Genomic DNA, 16,773 nt, shown 5'->3' with positions numbered 1-16,773 from the left:
AAAAGAAGCGATATAGCAAAGTAAAGAGGAGCTCAGATCATGATTCAATTACTAAAACAAGTCGACGATCGTGTGTATCATATTGTCTTCTACCAAGAAGGTCGCACCTTGTTCTGCCGGGAAGGGGTTGCCCGTAAAGAACAGGCGATCGATAGCGAGGATATGATGGAAAGAAACGAAGAGTCGGCGACGAAGCGGATCGTATTCAAGAATTCCTTTCTCGCGTATCGACAGAAGAAAGCATGGGTACGTGAGAAACTAGACGATGGGTATGTGCGCGCATCGATAAATCTATCAAAAGCGATGGATTTTCGTTCAGAACGACGGTTCATAAAATTACGTATTCTAAGCGCGCTGTTTACCCTACTGAGCGGATTACTGACACTAACAATTGTCTTGCCAATTCCAGGCTATGTGACGTTCGCTGTTCTGATATTTTTTTGGCCGATTTATCTTGAAGAAAAATCAGCACATGCTCGCTTTTATCGATGGTCAGGAGCTCTTTTCATGTTCGCGTTAGCCGGCTCATCGAAAAACTATTTATCATCGATCAATCTCTCGATTAACGGAACCGTCTGTCTGGTTTCAGGATTCATTCTCCTGCTGTATGCGACAGAACAATTAAAAGAACTAGCAACGAAAGGAATCACGTATCATGACGAATCAACAAGCGAAGGTGATTGAACTTAAACGCAATAATGGACAAACGACCGAGTACTGGGTCAGCTACCGGATGGGGCGTACGCTGTATCAAGTATCTGTGCAAGAACAAGCGGATGGTCAAACGGATGAAGGGGAGGTCATCAAAGAACAATTCCCGTTTTATTTTGGAATGAAAAAGAGGATGCTCGAGTTAGCGGAAGAGAAGGGAGCAGTCGGTTTTCGACCGTTGACTGAAGAAGAGAAAGCAGCACATGTCATCGATGAAGAACCGAAACTCGATCCCGCTTTTTTTAAGCCTGCTATTCGGTACGCCTGGTTAATGCTTGCTCTTGGAATCCTTCTATTTCTCCTCCCATCGTCGATCCTAAACGGACTCGCATTCGGACTCGGCTTATTCGTCTGGTATGAGACGTTTGGGCAAGCTGGAATCCCGCGCAATTATCAGAGATATTTCCACGGGATGTTAGCTGGATTGACGATCTTACAAGTGCTATCGGCTTTAGAGTTCGAGCGCGTCGTGCAACCGTACTACGCGACGATTTGTGTGCTATCAGCGATTGTGTTGGTTCTACTCGTTGTGCAGCACCGTTTGAAAGAAACTGATTACGTCGGTCAGGACGAAAGTGTTCGGGTTAGGAAAATAAAGGACTATTCTGACATGGATTTTTAAAAACTTATTCACCTAAATTTAGGGAGACTGGAAGAGTTTATGTTGCTGTAAAATATAGGTATTAATCTTGTTCAATTAGTCAGTCTACTGAAAAGGGGAATAAATCATGGATGTCCAATGGAACGACAAATCTATCCTTGAACTCATATTAATCGTCTGGGCAATCGGTGCCATCATCATCATCGTGAGTCAGGCGCGGAGTAAGAAAAGCTTGAAAGCCAGTCTGATTAGTGGAACGATCGTTAATCTTCTGTATACGATTGGTATTTCATTACTTTGGTTTTACACGATCGCAGTCGATGGTATCAGTCAGGTGTTAGTCGTCTATTTTTTCGTCGGTATTTTTACGATTCTTGAGTTTCTGTTCGTGATCGTACTTTTGATCGTCAAACGTAAAAAATCAACGATCTCTTGAGGAGTAGAATTTCATTATGAACCGTTTCAGTAGCTGATTTCAGAATTTTACTAATCGAATCGATAATCATTCGAAATTCAAGCGGATGATAGAAGGATTAGAGGCGATATTGTGTTGAATCGGAACAGATTAAAAAGGTAATCATTTTTATGTGTGACGCTAGGACATCATCTACATATTAGTAAACGTGCTTCTTCGTAAGACTCTATTTACGAGAAGCGCTTTTTTTGTATATTAAGTTAAATTAAATTGAACTTAATGCTTTACATTTTTCTTCCAGTCCTTTACTCTACACTAAAGTTCAATTAAATTTAACTATTAGTAGGGAGGAAGTCGCTTGAATAAACAATTAACCACTTTATTGCTTGGCAGAATTTTGATGAACATATCAGACAGCTTTTATATGGTTGCCATCGTTTGGTTCGTCAAGACAACGACGAATTCGCCATTCCTGGTCGGATTAACGAGTACGATTGCTGTGTTACCGGTAACGATTCAATTTTTGTATGGTCCGATCATCGATCGCTATTCGAAAAAGAAGATCCTGTTTTTCTCAGGCGTCGGACAAGCAATTTTGGTCGGATTCATCACCTTACTCTATTTTAACGAAACGCTCTGGATTCCGTTACTGTTCGTCATGCTGTTTTTAGCGTTAACACTAGCGGAAATCTCGTATCCTACCGAAAATACGCTCATCGAACGACTGGCCTCAAAAGATCAGTTGACGAAGGTCAATTCGGTGTTTGCCTTTTCTTATCAAACGCTCGATTTAATTGCCGATGCGTTAGCAGGCATCGTGATTTTGTTTGTCGGCGTCGGTATCGTATTCGCTGCGAATAGTGTCGTATTACTAGGCATCGGATTCTTATTTTTGCTCGCACTCAAAGTACCACCTTCGAACAAGGAACAACCTATTTCTAGGCAAAACTTTTGGAAACAGTATAAGCATGACTTCAAGGAAGGGTTCTATGTCGTCCAAAAGCAAAAAAAGCTCTTGGCAATCGTATACGGCATCATCGGGATGAATTTTCTCGCGACGATGGGACTTGCGGTGTTACCGATCATTTCTGAGACATCAGCGGAGTATGGATTTTGGTTAGCAGCGATTTCACTCGGAACGATGATTGGGACTTTGATTTCAAGTCGTTTGGAGACGTTTGCCCTTAATCGTGTCATGCCGATTGCTGCACTCTTATCCGGACTATTTTGGATTAGTTCGTTTTTAATAGATGCTGGTCTGTTATCAATCGTCTTATTTGGAATCGCTTGGATCGGTATTGGGGTGAACAGTATTTATTTGTATACACTCATTCAAGTCAATCTTCCGCCGGACTATTTAGGAACAGGTTTTTCGTTCGTCTCTTCATTGTTAGGTTCCTTAAGTCCACTTGGTTATTTCGCGGGTGGTGTGTTCGGTGAATGGATATCTAGTACGACGATCTTATTAATCTCTGGCATCGGCTACTTTGGCTTTTTCTGCTATTTCTTACTTCACCCGTTACTTAGAGCGTTAACGGTACCTGTCAGCACGAGGTTCGAGACTACTGCTGAAGAGAAAATAAAGATTAATCAACGTCTATAAAAACAACTTAGTTTACATAATGAAGTAGGAGACGGCATGAGTCGTTTGTTACTTTTTTGTAATTATGCAATCGATTGCATTCGTATACTCTTTTAACATCCAGGAAAAGGAATCTTACTTCTTGCAAAAAACTAGTTTTTATTTCACGCGATTTATGCAAAAATAGAACACAACAAACTGCGAGAATTTTTAGAAAAGTGAATGACTAGACTATTCATCCATATGAGTAGAAGAGAGAAGTCATCGTTTTTCGAATTCTAAATACTTTATTTTTTGAAAGCCTGGAGGGGAATGTATGAAATTGTTGAAGATGTGGAACCAAATCAGTTTAGTGAAACAAATCGCGATCGGCTTAGTTGTAGGAATTATTTTAGCCCTCACGATTCCTGAAGCGGCGAAATCCTTGACCATTTTTGGGACTCTGTTTATTTCCTCCCTGAAGGCAGTCGCGCCGATCTTGGTCTTTTTCCTTGTCATGGCTTCGATCGTACAGCATAAAAAAGGCCAGCAAACGAACATGAAGTCAATCATTTTCTTATATCTGCTCGGGACATTCCTAGCGGGAGCCATTGCGGTCATCGTCAGTTTCCTGTTCCCAGTGAACATTCGATTGACGGAAGGTGCAGAACAACTAGCTGCTCCGGGGAATACGGTTGAAGTTCTTCAGAAACTCGTCTTGAACATGGTTGATAATCCAGTCAATGCGCTCATTCAAGCGAACTACATCGGCATTTTGACTTGGGCGATCGTATTAGGACTCGCTTTAAAGAATGCTTCCGATACGACAAAGACGTTCATCTCGAACTTCTCCGACGCCATTGCGAAGATGGTCGGATGGGTCATCAAATTAGCACCTCTTGGTATCATGGGAATCGTCATCGGTTCGGTTACGGAAAACGGTCTTTCTTCGTTACTCGATTACGGGAATTTATTATTAGTATTGATTGGCACGATGCTTGTCGTCGCACTCATTGTTAATCCACTCATTGTGTTCATCAACGTTCGTCAAAATCCATATCCGCTCGTCTTTAAATGTTTACGTGAAAGTGGAATCACAGCCTTCTTTACACGAAGTTCGGCTGCGAATATCCCGGTCAACATGGAGCTGTCTAAGAAACTTGGACTTGATAAAGAGACGTATGGTATCTCAATCCCGTTAGGTGCCACGATCAACATGGCGGGTGCAGCCATCACGATTTCAGTCTTGACGCTTGCTGCTGTCAACACGCTCGGTATTCCTGTCGATCTTCCGACAGCCATCATCTTAAGTGTCCTCGCAGCTATCTGTGCGTGTGGGGCTTCTGGTGTCGCTGGCGGTTCGCTCCTCTTGATTCCTCTTGCGTGTAGCTTGTTCGGGATTCCGAATGATATCGCGATGCAAGTCGTAGCAGCTGGTGTTCTAGTCAGTGTATTACAAGATTCGTTTGAGACGGCACTGAACTCGTCGACAGATGTCTTGTTCACTGCGACAGCCGAATATCGAAAACGACTTAAACAGGGCGAAACGCTCTCCATCAATCGTCAGTCAATGAACGAAGAAGTGACGGAAAAAGTCGTCAACGGTTGATCAGCTTTACAATCATCATGATCAAAATAAGAAAAGGCATCCTAGCTGAGGATGCCTTTTCTTATAGACCGTTTAACCTTCTCCTAAAGCAACATATTTTTTTAATTTCCCTTTGAAACTTACTAAAAGAATTTCTTTTCTTTCTTTAGTAGAATATATGATCGTGCCCTTAGAGAGTTTCGTAGCAGTCCCATTATTAAAATCGTCTTTATCAGAATTCATTCTTTTAATTTCTCCAACTTTTTTATTCTGAGTGACTTCTGTTTTCTCTGCCCATTCTACATTTGATTTGTAGATCGTATCATTGAATTGAAAAATGTCGGCAGTAGAATCTTCTCCCAATACTTCTGATGCCGTTGGTTTTTCACTAGTGCCTTGCATGTCACTTTCATTACTACAAGCACCTAACATCCATACAGATATAATCGAGAAAGCGCATAATAAAACGACTTTTTTCATGACATAACCTCTTTTCCATTTTTGTATATCTCTATCTCTTATGATGTATTATTTCATTTTTATGAATAGAACGTAAGTTAATAAATGAATACACCTTATTTATCCTCCAATCGAATCCGCACATTATTAATATTTTGTGATCAATACATACCAAATACCCTCATTTCAATCACGAAATGAGGGTATTTCTACAAATGAAAAACTTTCAATATTGAGAAATGAGGCTCTATTTTGGAATGATTCAGGGTAACCAGCGTCCGATTTGTTCACCCATCTGCACGCTGCGCTCGATGCCTAGTGACAGTTCAACGGTGTCTGGCGGCAAGACGAGAATAACGGTCGAACCAAACGAGAAGTAGCCGAACTCTTCTCCACGCTCTAGCAGTCGTCCTTGATGTGTCTGAACGATTGTATTGACGTTCAGTGCGCCGACCATGACATGTTCGATCGAGCGATGGTCGACTTGCAAGCGCGTGACGCGACGATAATTCCGCGTCAATGGACGTTTACTGAAACGAAGTCCCATGTCATTGACAGGTGCCGATTCTCGTCCGAGCGTATAACTATTCGTGATTTCGCCAGTGATCGGGGAGTGTACACGATGATAATCGGTTGGACTTAAATAGAAAATCAAGGCAACACCGTTCGCATAATCCTGCGCGCGCTCGGTCGATCCGATCAATTCGGCAACAGTATAGTCTTGTCCTTTGATCGTAAAACGACTATCTTCCGTTAACGCCGGAACGATTGAGAGCACAGCGTCGCTCGGACTGACGAAGGCATCTGATGCTGATGCGATCGGTCGCATTTCGGGGCGTAGTTCGCGTACGAAACAGTCGTGTAAAGAGTTGAACGAATCGACGGGCTTAAGCGCTTGATCCGTTTGAATTTGATATGTGCGGATGAATGGTCGGATCAATGGTTTACTGAAACGACTCATCGAAAACCGTTTCAAGGCATTGGCGACTGCTGGTCTAGCGTTTAATTGGACGATTGTATCAAAGATGGCTTTCTTCATGAGGTCAAACTCCTTTATGTGTAATCTAATCCTCATGATACAGTCGAGTTCTTGTTATGGACGTAGTTGTTTTCTTAAGTTTGTCTTAAGAAAAACACGTGCCGCTGACGCAACACGTGTGGGAGAATCATGATTTTCGTGTCAGTAGATACAGCAATGGTCCGAACGCACCAACCGCAAGCGTGATAATTGCCCAAAGTGGAAAATTTCGTCCCGTACGTCGTGTATCATGGCGTAGCCAGACGATGATGAAGAGCGCACAGAGAATGAGGTCGACAAAAATTTGAAGCGTTGCCGTGTTTTGTGTCGCTTCGACGAAGATACCAAGCACACCAAAGTCAAGAATCGAAAAAGCAGTTAAAATCGCAAAGACAATCGTAATGAGGGCGATCAACGGTTTAGGAATAACGTCCACGAACGAAGAAGCATTTGAAGTTGTCATTGGTGTTCCTCCTTAATAAATGTAATTCTTACTACAATTTAATGTAGCATATACTACATTTTTTCGTCAATCCTCTTGAATGGTGTATGATAAAAAAGAAGGGAGACGATCGAAAGTGGATAAGTTTGAACAAAAACGACAAGATTATACGCATCACATCGCGCAAGCGACGTTAGCATCAAGCATCAAGGAGATGAGTCTGAAGAAGATGGCGACCGCTGCCGGCACAAGTGACCGGATGCTGATGCATTACTTCAAGGATAAACAGGACATCGAGACAGCAGTGTTGACCGCGATCAGCCAAGAGCTGATCGAACTGTTGCAACAACCGAATCTTAAGCTCGAGTTCACGGCATTCGTCCGTTTCTTGCGACAAGCAATCGATGAGCCACGGATTAAACCGTATTTGAATCTCTGGTTCGAGATCACCCATCTCGCAACGAGTCAGGGTGAGCCATATACGTCCATCACGCGGACGATCGGAGAATCATTCGACGACTGGATCAAACAGATCTATGTGCCAGCAGAAGACGAAGACGTTGCTAAGCAAACGGCGTTACTATTTGTCTTCACGGAAGGACTCGTCGTCTTGAATAAGATTGGCTTAGAGGAGCGGATGGACGCGGCAGTTGAAGCGATGATTGATCTACATGAAAGAGCACGAATTTTATAAATCATCTTCGATTTCAATCCAGACTTGATAAAACATCTCTACTTGATAGAACATCTCTGCATCAAGTGGAACAATCGCGGTATGAACTCGAAATTCAGGAACTTGTGCTAAATAAAAGGCAAGGATCGTAGCAACCTTAAAGTCTGGTGTACCATAACCAGTAATCGAACGACCATGCATCTCATTCGCAATTGAGTCTGCCCAGACTTCGGCTTCACGTATCGTCTCGAACTGAAGCATCTCTTCCTTCCAACGAATCGACATCTTCATATCCTCCTCTAATATAGTTAATGTTAGTATATGGAAGAAGAATACGATTGTTCAAGAAGGAGAATCAGTCATGAGCCGTTTTGGAATTCAAAAAGAGTTGATTAATCCGCCACTCGGCGCACCGTTTATCGGCTATCACCGAGAAGTAGGTGTCGCAAGCATACACGATTCGCTTTATGTTACAGCGAGCATCTTTGAAAGCAAGCAGACGACGTCAATCTTCGTCAGCATCGATAACATCGGCATGCTCGTTGCTGATACGGATGTCATTCGTGAAGGGATCGCAAATCGTCTGAATGTAGCGAAGGAACAGGTGACAGTCGTCTACACCCATACGCATTCTGGACCGGCGACAGCAGGGGATGAAGCGTTGATCGTCGCTTATAAAACGATTTTGACACAACAAGCGATTACGACAGCCGTTAAAGCAAGTGAAGCGATGCAACCAGTCGAGATCGGATGGGGTGTCACGCAGGGAAAACTCGGCATAAATCGACGGGAAAAGAGAGAGGGGCAAGCAGTGATGGGAACGGATCCACTTGGCGTGACGGACGATCGAATCGGGACGCTGTTGGTTCGTCGTGCCGATGATGCGTGTCTCGTCGGAGCCTTCGTTTTCTGTACAGCGCATCCGAACGTCTTAAAATCAGACAGTGTCGTCTTATCCGGTGATTATCCGGGCGTCGCTCGAACGATACTCGAACAGACACTCGGCTGTCCCGTCGTGATCGTCCAAGGGGCGACGGGGAACATCAACGCAAAATATCGCGGTGACATGGAAAGTCTAATGAAGATGGCGTTTACGCTGAGTGGTCACGTCTTAACGACGATTTCAGACGTGTCGTATCAACCGTTAACACATCACCGGATTGAGTCTGTTATTCATCCGATGCGCTTATCAAAAGTTCCAGACGTCGATGCGTTACAGCAGATGGCAAGTTACGCTGAACAGACGTGGGGAGTCAGTGCAGCACGTTGGTTGGCGTACGTAAAGAAACAATCAGGAACGTCATTCACGATTCCGATTGAGATTCAGTTATTCGAGTTAAACGAGGGCTCGTTCTCGGGTATCCCGATGGAGCCGTTTTGTGAGACAGCATTACAAATCCAGCAGATCCGTCAAACGGAACTCGCGTTTTTCGGAGGATATACGAATGGATATCTCGGCTACTTACCGACAGTGGAAGAACATCCGTATGGCGGATACGAAGTGGCGATCAATCCTGTCGTTTACGGTCCGGTGACGGGACTTTGGATGCCGCCGATACCGGAAACTGCGAACGAAATCGTAGATCGTATCTTACAACTCTATGAAACGAACAACAACCCGGATTCTCTCGTTTGAAAGGTCGGGTTGTCGTGATTACGATTTAATTTTTTTGATGAATCGGCGAAATACAACAACAAACCCCCATGTCAGTAGGGCGAATAAGAGAAGCGTAATGAGTAGGTTGGCAGATAGATGTAACATCATAGACCTCCATAAATAGAGACAGCTGAATTTTCGAAATTTCGAATAATAATAGAGTAACATAGTAATTAACAATATATAGGGAATTAACTTGTTGTTTTCTATATTTTTTTTTTGATTTAATCATTATACGAACGAATAGTGATTTTATCCCATCCGAAAAGAGGGGAGTATTGTGATTATCAAAAGATTTATTCTTAGTTTTGTCATCACTTATTTATTCCTCAGTTTGCTTTTATCCTTTAGCATCGGATATACAATTGATTGGATTCCGGAAGCAACTTTGACTCAAAAAATAAAAGGGTACGCTGTTGAAGGGTTCACTCGTTTTATTTTTATAAAGCTATTAACTGCTGCAGGTGTAGGTATTGGGTACAGCCTACTCTACTTAAAACAAAAATCATCGAGTTCACTAAGGCATTGATTTCCTTTATTTTGAAACTTTTCTTTGTTTGATTCGTTTATTAGGATGAACGAGTCAATGTATTGGGGGAAATAAACATGAAAAAGACAGTTGGTGCAATCGTATTAGCAAGCGGCATGCTAATACTCGGTGGTTGCGGAACAGCAGCAACGCAAACCGATTTATTTAAGCAACAAGGTACATATCTGGGCGACAACAGTAGCGTACGAAATATCGTCCAACAACTACCACACGGCGGTCAGTTAAAGAAAATGGAACTTGCGACGAAAGAAAAGCCATATCAACTGACGTTACGATATGCCGGTTATGAAGAAGGAAAAGTCGAACAAAAAAGCAATCGAACAGCAATCTATAATGCGACGGTACTGTTCACGCTGATTCCGAATGTCGACCAAGTCAACATGACGATCGAGGATGTTTCGTATCACTTTACGAAACAACAGCTGCGCGATTGGTATGGAAAAGACTTTACGACGTATGATAATGAGAAAGCGCTAAAGGGGTTTACGAAGACATATATCGAAGATGAACGAAAAGTAAAAGAATTGCTGAATTGAAAAGAAAAAGTGGAAGTAGATGAATTTGAACTGAGCCCCGTAAAATGGACAGTTTAATAAAAAGACCAAGTTTTCTACGCTGCGATCAGATGGTCCCGATATTGTTTCGGGGTCATCTTTTTTAGGTTCCATTGACCGCGCTCGCAGTTGTAATAGCTGATGTAGTCCCCGACCATCTCTCGGACCTCCTCGATTGATTCGCACGAACGGTTGTGACATAGTCCTTCAAATGACCGAAGAACGATTCGATCGGTGCGTTGTCGAGACAGTTGCCCCGACGGGACATGGACTGAACCAGTCCGAGGTCGCCAATGAGTCGCTGGTAGCTCGGATGGGTATAGTGGAAGCCTTGGTCCGAATGAATCATCGCCTCGGGATGTCGCTTCTCTTGGAGATGCTCTTCGAGCTTTTTCATCGTCTGAAAGACGAGGTCCATGTGAAGACTCGTGGACAATTGGTGTGCCACGATCTCGCGTGTGGCGACGTCCTTCACACAAGACAGATAGACGTTCTCGCCGGAGGCGATAGGGAGGTAGGTGATATCGGTCACGAATACCTTCCCGGGCTCGCTCTGCCGGAACTCGCGGTTCAATCGGTTCGGCACGACGCGGTGCTCGTGCGTCGCCCGAGAGAGCTTGCGATAAGGGTTCATCCTCCGGATTTTGGTCACGATGTTATATTTGCGCATCAGCCGAAGAATCCGTTTATGGTTGATCGGGAAACCGAGGGTAGCGAACACCTCCATGTACAGCCCCCGATAACCGACTTTGCCTTTGTGGCTATCATGGATTTTCTTGAGGAGTGTCGCATCTAAATAATCATGCTCTTCCCGAAGGGAATCCGCCTCGGCACGGTTCAACCAAGCGTAATAGCCACTGCAGCTCACTCCGGCAATCTCACATAGTGGGCAGACGAGATTCTTAATCTGTGCGATGCGGATGACGGTGTTGATGGCCTGATATTTCTCTGCTGGTGTCAGTTCGTACGTTTCGCCTGCCCCTCTAACTGCTCTAGCTTTTTTAAGAGCTCGTTCTCTGCCGTCAGGTATTTGATCCGTGCCTCTGCCTTCGCCAACCGTCTCTCCATCGACTCGTCTGTCTTCGGGCGTCCGCCTCCCAGAGCCTTTCCACGTTTGTCGTTCCGGAGACCCTCATCTCCGTCTTTTCGGAACGTTTGGCGCCAGCGAATCAACGCGGAATGCGCTTTTCGTTTCCCGATCACCGTCAGGTCGAATCCAGCCTCCGTGAAGATTTGTTGAGGTCCTTTTCCTTCCATATTCTCACGTACAGCTTTGACCTTGAACTCGGCCGTGTACTGGATTGAACGTTCTGATACGGAAGCGACGTTCGGATTTTCTTCGAGCTGGTTGATTTGAGTCATAGTGAAGGTGATTTTACTCATGGTTGTTTCTCCCGTCTGAATGAATAGGTTCATTATAGCGATTCGTATGCACACGAAAAACCCCGAATGATACACTTTTTTATAAGTGTTTATCATTCGGGGTTCAGTTCAATTTTCATCACTTCCACTTTTTATACTATTGATTATTTTCCTGGCTTTGTCTTGTAGAAGCTGTAGAAGACACTGATCAGGATGACGAGGACGATCGTACCGAGCGACATCCAGATTGGCATCTTGTAGACGTCACCTAGGATCATCTTCGCTCCGATGAAGACGAGCATGAAGCTAAGACCGTGTTTCAAGTAGTAGAAGCGATCAATCAAGTTCGCGAGGACGAAGTAGAGGCTACGGAGTCCAAGAATTGCCATGATGTTCGCATAGAAGATGATGAACGGGTCACGCGAGTACGCGAAGCTTGCTGCGACCGAGTCGACGGCGAAGACGATATCCGATACTTCGATGAAGAGTAGGGCAATCAAGAGTGGCGTGAAGAACAACTTCCCATCAATCCGTTTCGCGAACTTACCAGACGAGATGTCTTGTGTGATCGGTAAACGTTTCTCTAACCAACGAATCGTTTTATTCTCTTCGAGCGACGTCTCTTGACCGATGTTCTTGTACATCATCCAACCCGTGTAGACGAGGAATGCGCCGAAAATGTAGTACACCCAAGCGAAGTTCTCAAGCAACGAGACACCAGCGACAATGAAGATGACGCGGAAGAAGATCGCACCGAGAATACCCCAGAATAAAACTTTGTGCTGGTACTTCAGTGGAATCGCGAAGTACGCAAAGACGAGTGAGAAGACGAAGACGTTATCGATTGCGAGAGCCTTCTCGATGAAGTAGACGCTCGTATATTCGACAGCAGCAGCGCTACCTTGATCGAAGTAGAGCCAACCGCCGAAGGCGACGGCGATCGCGATCCAGACGAACGTCCACGTCCAGGCCTCCCGAAGCGAAACTTCATGTGCCTTACGATGGAAGACTCCAAGGTCAAGGGCGAGCATGATGAAAACGATGGCTAGAAAAGCAATGAGTAGTGTCAACAGCGCTTCCTCCTTTAAAGGTAATTGTTATCTTGAATTTATTATAAGGTCATGAGAACTCAAAAGTAAAGTGTTAAATGTTCGGAATGTGCAATTGATTAAAAACCATTCCCCGAAAATGGCTGAATGTACGCAATTCAGTGTGCGATCAAACGACATGAAACCCAGTTCCAAAAGGAGACTGAGTTTCATGATTTTTATTTTCGATTAAAGGTGATTGTTGAGGCTTTCTGATAACGGAGGGAAGTGTGGTACGACATACGTTCCGAGTTCGTCAATCACGTCTTCCGCTGAGCGTTCACCGTCGAACAAAGCGAAGAACAGATGGTTGACGCCAAGCTCACGGTACAATGCGAGCAACTCGATCAATCGATTGCGACCGATCCGGAAACCGAGTCGAATTGGCGTCGCTTCTTCATTCGGATCTGCGGACAGATCGAGATGCATCGGCATCGAAAACGGGCGGAACGTTGTGTTACCGGCTTCTTGACTGGCAGCACGCCATTGTTCGATGGCACGCGCTTGTTCAAACGGTCCTTGCGGATAATACATCCAACCGTCACCGTTTTTCGCGAGCCAGTCCATGTTTTGCTGCGCAAAACCAGTGATCATCGTCGGGATTCTCTTTTTTGGTCGTGGGACAAGCGTCGCACCACGGACTTCTCCATACGTCGAATCGATTTGCGGATAGTCTTCATATAAGGCTTGCTCCATCACCTGGAGTGCTTCCTTGAACTGAGCACCACGGCTCGGGTGATCGATACCGAGTCCATGAAAGTCTGCTTGCCGGTCACCGGACGAGACGCCGAGGATTAAACGTTCCGGGAACAGCGCATTAATCGTCGCAACTTCCTTCGCGGAGCGTAACGGATGGCGAAGCGGCAGGACAAGGGCTGATGTTCCGAGTGCGATCTGCTTCGTCTGACTAAGAAGATGCGTACCGTAAATCAGCATGTCGTGAATCTGTCCGACAGCAGGATCGAGGAAATAAGGATCCTTCAGTAAGACGTCACGTAACCAAAGTGTCGTAAATCCGTAGTCCTCTGCTTTTTGCGCGAGTTCGACTTGTTTATCGAGCGTCGGTGTTCGCATCTTGAAATTCTCAAGCGGGACGTGGAGACCGAGCGTAAGCTCGCCCTCTCGGTACATCCGCTGATAACTTGTGTGATCGTTGAACATAGAAATCCTCCTTACTGCCGCTCAAGACGACGTGAGACACCTGTCAAGATGACGGCAAGAATGACCATGATGCCTCCGACCCATGGCGTGTGGACGAGACCGATCGTATCGGCGACGAGACCACCGATTGTTGCTCCGAGTGCGATTCCGATGTTGAAGGCTGCAATATTCAGGGCAGAGGCGACATCGACTGCTGCCGGAACATATTTTTCAGCCAACTGGACGATATAGAGCTGGAGTCCAGGGACGTTCATAAAGGCAAGAAGTCCCATTAAGATGATACCGATGATGCCTGCGACCTTAAATGGAATCATGAACGACAGCGCGATCATGACGATCGCATGGAGAATGAACATATAGAACAACGCTTTGATCGGATTACCGTTCGCGAGTTTTCCGCCGACCGTGTTCCCGATCGCAACAGCGATTCCGTAGACGAGTAGAATGATACTGATCATGCTCGGGCTGATTTTCGTGACGTCCTGCATGATCGGTGTCAAGTACGTAAAAGCAACGAACGTCCCACCATAACCGAGGGCAGTGATCAAGAAGCCAAGCATCAAGCGTCCGTTCGTCAACAGTTTAAACATGTCGGAGAACTTAGCAGGTGGTGATTGTTTCAAGTCTTTTGGAATCAAGAAGAAGCTTGCGATGATCGCAATGATTCCGAGTGCGGCAACAGCGAAGAACGTCGCACGCCAGCCGAACGATTGACCAATGAATGTGCCGAGAGGGACACCTGTGACGGTCGCGACCGTCAGACCTGTGAACATCAAAGCGATCGCGCTGGCCTTTTTATGCTCGGGTACGAGCTGGACGGCAATCGTCGCACCGATCGAGAAGAAGACGCCGTGCGAGAAGGCAGTGATGAAACGAGCAACGATCAACAATTCAAACGTCGGTGAGATGGCGGAGACAAGGTTACCGGCGATGAAGACGACCATCAGTGCCATCAGTAACGTTTTTCGATTCATCCGGTTCGTCAGTGCCGTCAAGAGTGGCGCACCGACGGCGACGCCGATCGCGTAACCAGAGATGATGAGACCAGCGAGTGTAATACCAATATTTAAGTCACCAGCGATTGCTGCGAGCAGTCCGACAGGAACGAACTCCGTCGTACCGATCCCAAAGGCGCTAATTGCTAAGGCAAGTAGGGCAAGTCCGCCGTTTCGTGGGACTTGTTCCTCCTGGACCTGTGGGTTCAATTGATTCATGGGGATTCCTCCTAAAAAATGATTTCAGTAGGGATCGTATCCGGTGGGCCCGACCGAACGTGATCCGATTGACATGACCCCAGCATAACGGGGGTGTTTCATTTCGGGAAGTACGTACTTTAAAGTGCGATAGGCACTAAAAAGTACCCTACCCCTCCTTCGAGATACAAGGTCTAAAAGGAGGTTGTACTTTCCGTTGACAATTGCTATCATATAGCCAGTTAATCCGATTGGGAAGTACGCACTTTCAAGTACGATAGGCACCAAAAAGTGCCTATCATCTCAATGGAATCATGAAAGGATAGGTCGAACATGCCATACAATATCCCGGTCGAAGCAACACTTGAAGTCATCGGTGGCAAGTGGAAGGTTGTCATCATGTGTCATTTGATTAAAGGCGAGCGTCGGACAAGTGAGCTCCGCAAGCTGATGCCGACGATCACGCAAAAGATGCTGACACAACAATTGCGCGAGTTAGAAGAAGACGGCGTCATCATTCGGACGGTCTTTGAACAAGTCCCACCGAAAGTCGTTTACTCGTTATCGGAATACGGCTGGTCATTGAAGCCGATTCTTGACGCGATGTGTGCGTGGGGCGAAGGACATATTGATTTGACAGGCGGAGAAGTCGTCTCGTCATAACGAATAAAAGTGAGTCTCGGTCGAGACTCACTTTTTTGAGTACATACGTAGGGTGGGGTAGAAAGATGAAACAGCCAATCGCTCAGTTCGATTCGATTACAGTCAGTTTCGAGGATAAAGCAGGTAGACGGCAATCAATAGAGGAATTTGCCCAAGGATTCGAGCATGGCATCTTATTTTTCGGCCATCCACCGGAAACCAACGATATGAGAGTCGTTCTTGATCTGAAGACGAACTTCGGTGAACGGACGTTTCGGTTTAACTTTTGCCGGATGGACCGGGCCATTGGTCATTATCTAATCGATGGGTTGGTCTGGAAATGGGTCATCTTGTGGGAATGGTATTACCAGGAGAATTATCATACGGGTGAGTGGTTCCATGTCAATCGTCCTAATGAAGGGCTTCGTGATTTTTATCGACAAATCGATTTGCAAAATGAGACTTGTTCGAATGATTATTTAGAGTCAGGCATTTGCGAAGAGGGCGTGTCATTTACGGATAGTTATACAAATTTTGAGAATCTAGACTGGGTCACCGAGGGAGATCCCATCAATACATTAGAGCGGATGCGAAACCAGGGTGTCTTTTTCGAATATTACTTTAAGGTATGGATTGATTTAGAGCATTCATTGCCAGCGATTCGACACGTCATCGATGAACTGTATGCACATACACCTGAATAATACTTGAATGAAACAAGCACCGCTCCCTCTGTCATGTACAGAAGGAGCGGTGTTTTGGTTAGAACGCTTTGCGTTGACCTTTTAGAATCGTCTGCTGAAGGGGACCAAAATCTCCCGGAACCGTCCGTTCCATGAACAGATACGGTTTACCATCGACGATGAATTTTCGATCTCCAAGATACTCGAAGTGACGACCGTCATCCTTTAATCTTCGCTTAACAGCTTGAATATGATCTTCATGATGGATGAACCGTTCGTTAAACGTCATGACGATGTTCCCTTGCTTGAAACCGAGTAAGAAGACAAAGTAAAACCAATAGCCAACGAGACAAACACCAACGGCCAATAACAAATCAAACATGTGTGTCGAGCTCCTTTCGTGTATACAGATTTT

General features: G+C 45.2%; 18 protein-coding genes and 1 pseudogene. 10 read left to right on the top strand and 9 right to left on the bottom strand.

From position 1 onward, the window contains the following. Window positions 1-39: 39 nt before the first annotated feature. The 5 genes from ACV3PA_RS11910 (at window position 40) to sstT (ending at window position 4,897) form a co-directional block, all read left to right on the top strand. Window positions 40-684, top strand: a complete 645-nt coding sequence (locus tag ACV3PA_RS11910) for a hypothetical protein (RefSeq protein WP_456124888.1) — start codon at window positions 40-42, stop codon at window positions 682-684. Beyond that, the gene (locus ACV3PA_RS11905; protein WP_456124887.1) at window positions 656-1,333 is read left to right on the top strand and encodes a hypothetical protein; all 678 of its coding nucleotides are present in this window, start codon (window positions 656-658) and stop codon (window positions 1,331-1,333) included. Before ACV3PA_RS11910 ends, ACV3PA_RS11905 begins: the two co-directional genes overlap by 29 nt. Before the next feature lie 106 nt (window positions 1,334-1,439). Further along, on the top strand, window positions 1,440-1,748 hold the full coding sequence (locus ACV3PA_RS11900) for a hypothetical protein (protein WP_456124886.1): 309 nt from the start codon (window positions 1,440-1,442) through the stop codon (window positions 1,746-1,748). Window positions 1,749-2,085: 337 nt separating this feature from the next. Beyond that, a complete protein-coding gene (locus ACV3PA_RS11895) occupies window positions 2,086-3,330 on the top strand; it encodes an MFS transporter (RefSeq protein WP_456124885.1) in 1,245 nt (414 codons plus the stop codon). Between the two features lie 295 nt (window positions 3,331-3,625). After that, complete coding sequence (gene sstT / locus ACV3PA_RS11890) at window positions 3,626-4,897, top strand: serine/threonine transporter SstT (RefSeq protein ID WP_456124884.1); 1,272 nt, start codon at window positions 3,626-3,628, stop codon at window positions 4,895-4,897. Window positions 4,898-4,969: 72 nt separating this feature from the next. Here the strand turns inward: sstT and ACV3PA_RS11885 are convergent, their stop codons facing one another. The 3 genes from ACV3PA_RS11885 to ACV3PA_RS11875 all read right to left on the bottom strand — a co-directional run bounded on the left by ACV3PA_RS11885 (window position 4,970) and on the right by ACV3PA_RS11875 (window position 6,816). Beyond that, entirely contained in the window at window positions 4,970-5,356 is a 387-nt protein-coding gene (locus tag ACV3PA_RS11885) for a hypothetical protein (protein ID WP_456124883.1), read from the bottom strand. 241 nt (window positions 5,357-5,597) lie between these two features. Beyond that, window positions 5,598-6,374, bottom strand: coding sequence for a phosphatidylserine decarboxylase (locus ACV3PA_RS11880; protein ID WP_456124882.1), 777 nt, complete (start codon window positions 6,372-6,374; stop codon window positions 5,598-5,600). Between the two features lie 127 nt (window positions 6,375-6,501). After that, window positions 6,502-6,816, bottom strand: a complete 315-nt coding sequence (locus tag ACV3PA_RS11875; RefSeq protein ID WP_456124881.1) for a DUF2834 domain-containing protein — start codon at window positions 6,814-6,816, stop codon at window positions 6,502-6,504. Window positions 6,817-6,931: 115 nt separating this feature from the next. Between ACV3PA_RS11875 and ACV3PA_RS11870 the strand changes: the two genes are divergently transcribed. After that, window positions 6,932-7,489, top strand: coding sequence for a hypothetical protein (locus tag ACV3PA_RS11870; RefSeq protein ID WP_456124880.1), 558 nt, complete (start codon window positions 6,932-6,934; stop codon window positions 7,487-7,489). On the opposite strand, the gene ACV3PA_RS11865 is transcribed toward ACV3PA_RS11870, so the two are convergent. Beyond that, window positions 7,484-7,747, bottom strand: a complete 264-nt coding sequence (locus ACV3PA_RS11865) for a hypothetical protein (RefSeq protein ID WP_456125972.1) — start codon at window positions 7,745-7,747, stop codon at window positions 7,484-7,486. The genes ACV3PA_RS11870 and ACV3PA_RS11865 overlap by 6 nt on opposite strands. Before the next feature lie 82 nt (window positions 7,748-7,829). Between ACV3PA_RS11865 and ACV3PA_RS11860 the strand changes: the two genes are divergently transcribed. Then, on the top strand, window positions 7,830-9,104 hold the full coding sequence (locus ACV3PA_RS11860) for a neutral/alkaline non-lysosomal ceramidase N-terminal domain-containing protein (RefSeq protein WP_456124879.1): 1,275 nt from the start codon (window positions 7,830-7,832) through the stop codon (window positions 9,102-9,104). A 627-nt stretch (window positions 9,105-9,731) separates the two neighbouring features. Continuing rightward, window positions 9,732-10,211: a DUF4825 domain-containing protein gene (locus ACV3PA_RS11855; protein WP_456124878.1), complete on the top strand. Its 480-nt coding sequence runs from the start codon at window positions 9,732-9,734 to the stop codon at window positions 10,209-10,211. Between the two features lie 74 nt (window positions 10,212-10,285). On the opposite strand, the pseudogene ACV3PA_RS11850 reads toward ACV3PA_RS11855, so the two are convergent. The 4 genes and pseudogenes from ACV3PA_RS11850 to ACV3PA_RS11835 form a co-directional block, all read right to left on the bottom strand. Then, window positions 10,286-11,612: pseudogene (locus tag ACV3PA_RS11850) on the bottom strand (IS3 family transposase). A gap of 143 nt (window positions 11,613-11,755) precedes the next feature. Next, entirely contained in the window at window positions 11,756-12,661 is a 906-nt protein-coding gene (locus ACV3PA_RS11845) for a TerC family protein (RefSeq protein WP_053453169.1), read from the bottom strand. Window positions 12,662-12,868: 207 nt separating this feature from the next. Next, window positions 12,869-13,846, bottom strand: a complete 978-nt coding sequence (locus ACV3PA_RS11840) for a TIGR03571 family LLM class oxidoreductase (protein ID WP_456125971.1) — start codon at window positions 13,844-13,846, stop codon at window positions 12,869-12,871. A 5-nt stretch (window positions 13,847-13,851) separates the two neighbouring features. Next, window positions 13,852-15,054 (bottom strand): MFS transporter, encoded by a 1,203-nt coding sequence (locus ACV3PA_RS11835; protein ID WP_456124877.1) that lies wholly within the window; start codon window positions 15,052-15,054, stop codon window positions 13,852-13,854. A gap of 312 nt (window positions 15,055-15,366) precedes the next feature. Between ACV3PA_RS11835 and ACV3PA_RS11830 the strand changes: the two genes are divergently transcribed. Further along, entirely contained in the window at window positions 15,367-15,696 is a 330-nt protein-coding gene (locus ACV3PA_RS11830; RefSeq protein ID WP_023468096.1) for a winged helix-turn-helix transcriptional regulator, read from the top strand. A gap of 65 nt (window positions 15,697-15,761) precedes the next feature. Then, on the top strand, window positions 15,762-16,379 hold the full coding sequence (locus tag ACV3PA_RS11825; RefSeq protein ID WP_456124876.1) for a hypothetical protein: 618 nt from the start codon (window positions 15,762-15,764) through the stop codon (window positions 16,377-16,379). Window positions 16,380-16,437: 58 nt separating this feature from the next. Here the strand turns inward: ACV3PA_RS11825 and ACV3PA_RS11820 are convergent, their stop codons facing one another. Beyond that, window positions 16,438-16,740, bottom strand: a complete 303-nt coding sequence (locus ACV3PA_RS11820) for a hypothetical protein (RefSeq protein ID WP_456124875.1) — start codon at window positions 16,738-16,740, stop codon at window positions 16,438-16,440. Between the last annotated feature and the right edge of the window lie 33 nt (window positions 16,741-16,773).

The organism is Exiguobacterium sp. EA-TM-5 (assembly GCF_053878415.1).
This window is presented reverse-complemented; position numbering and strand designations above follow the sequence as displayed.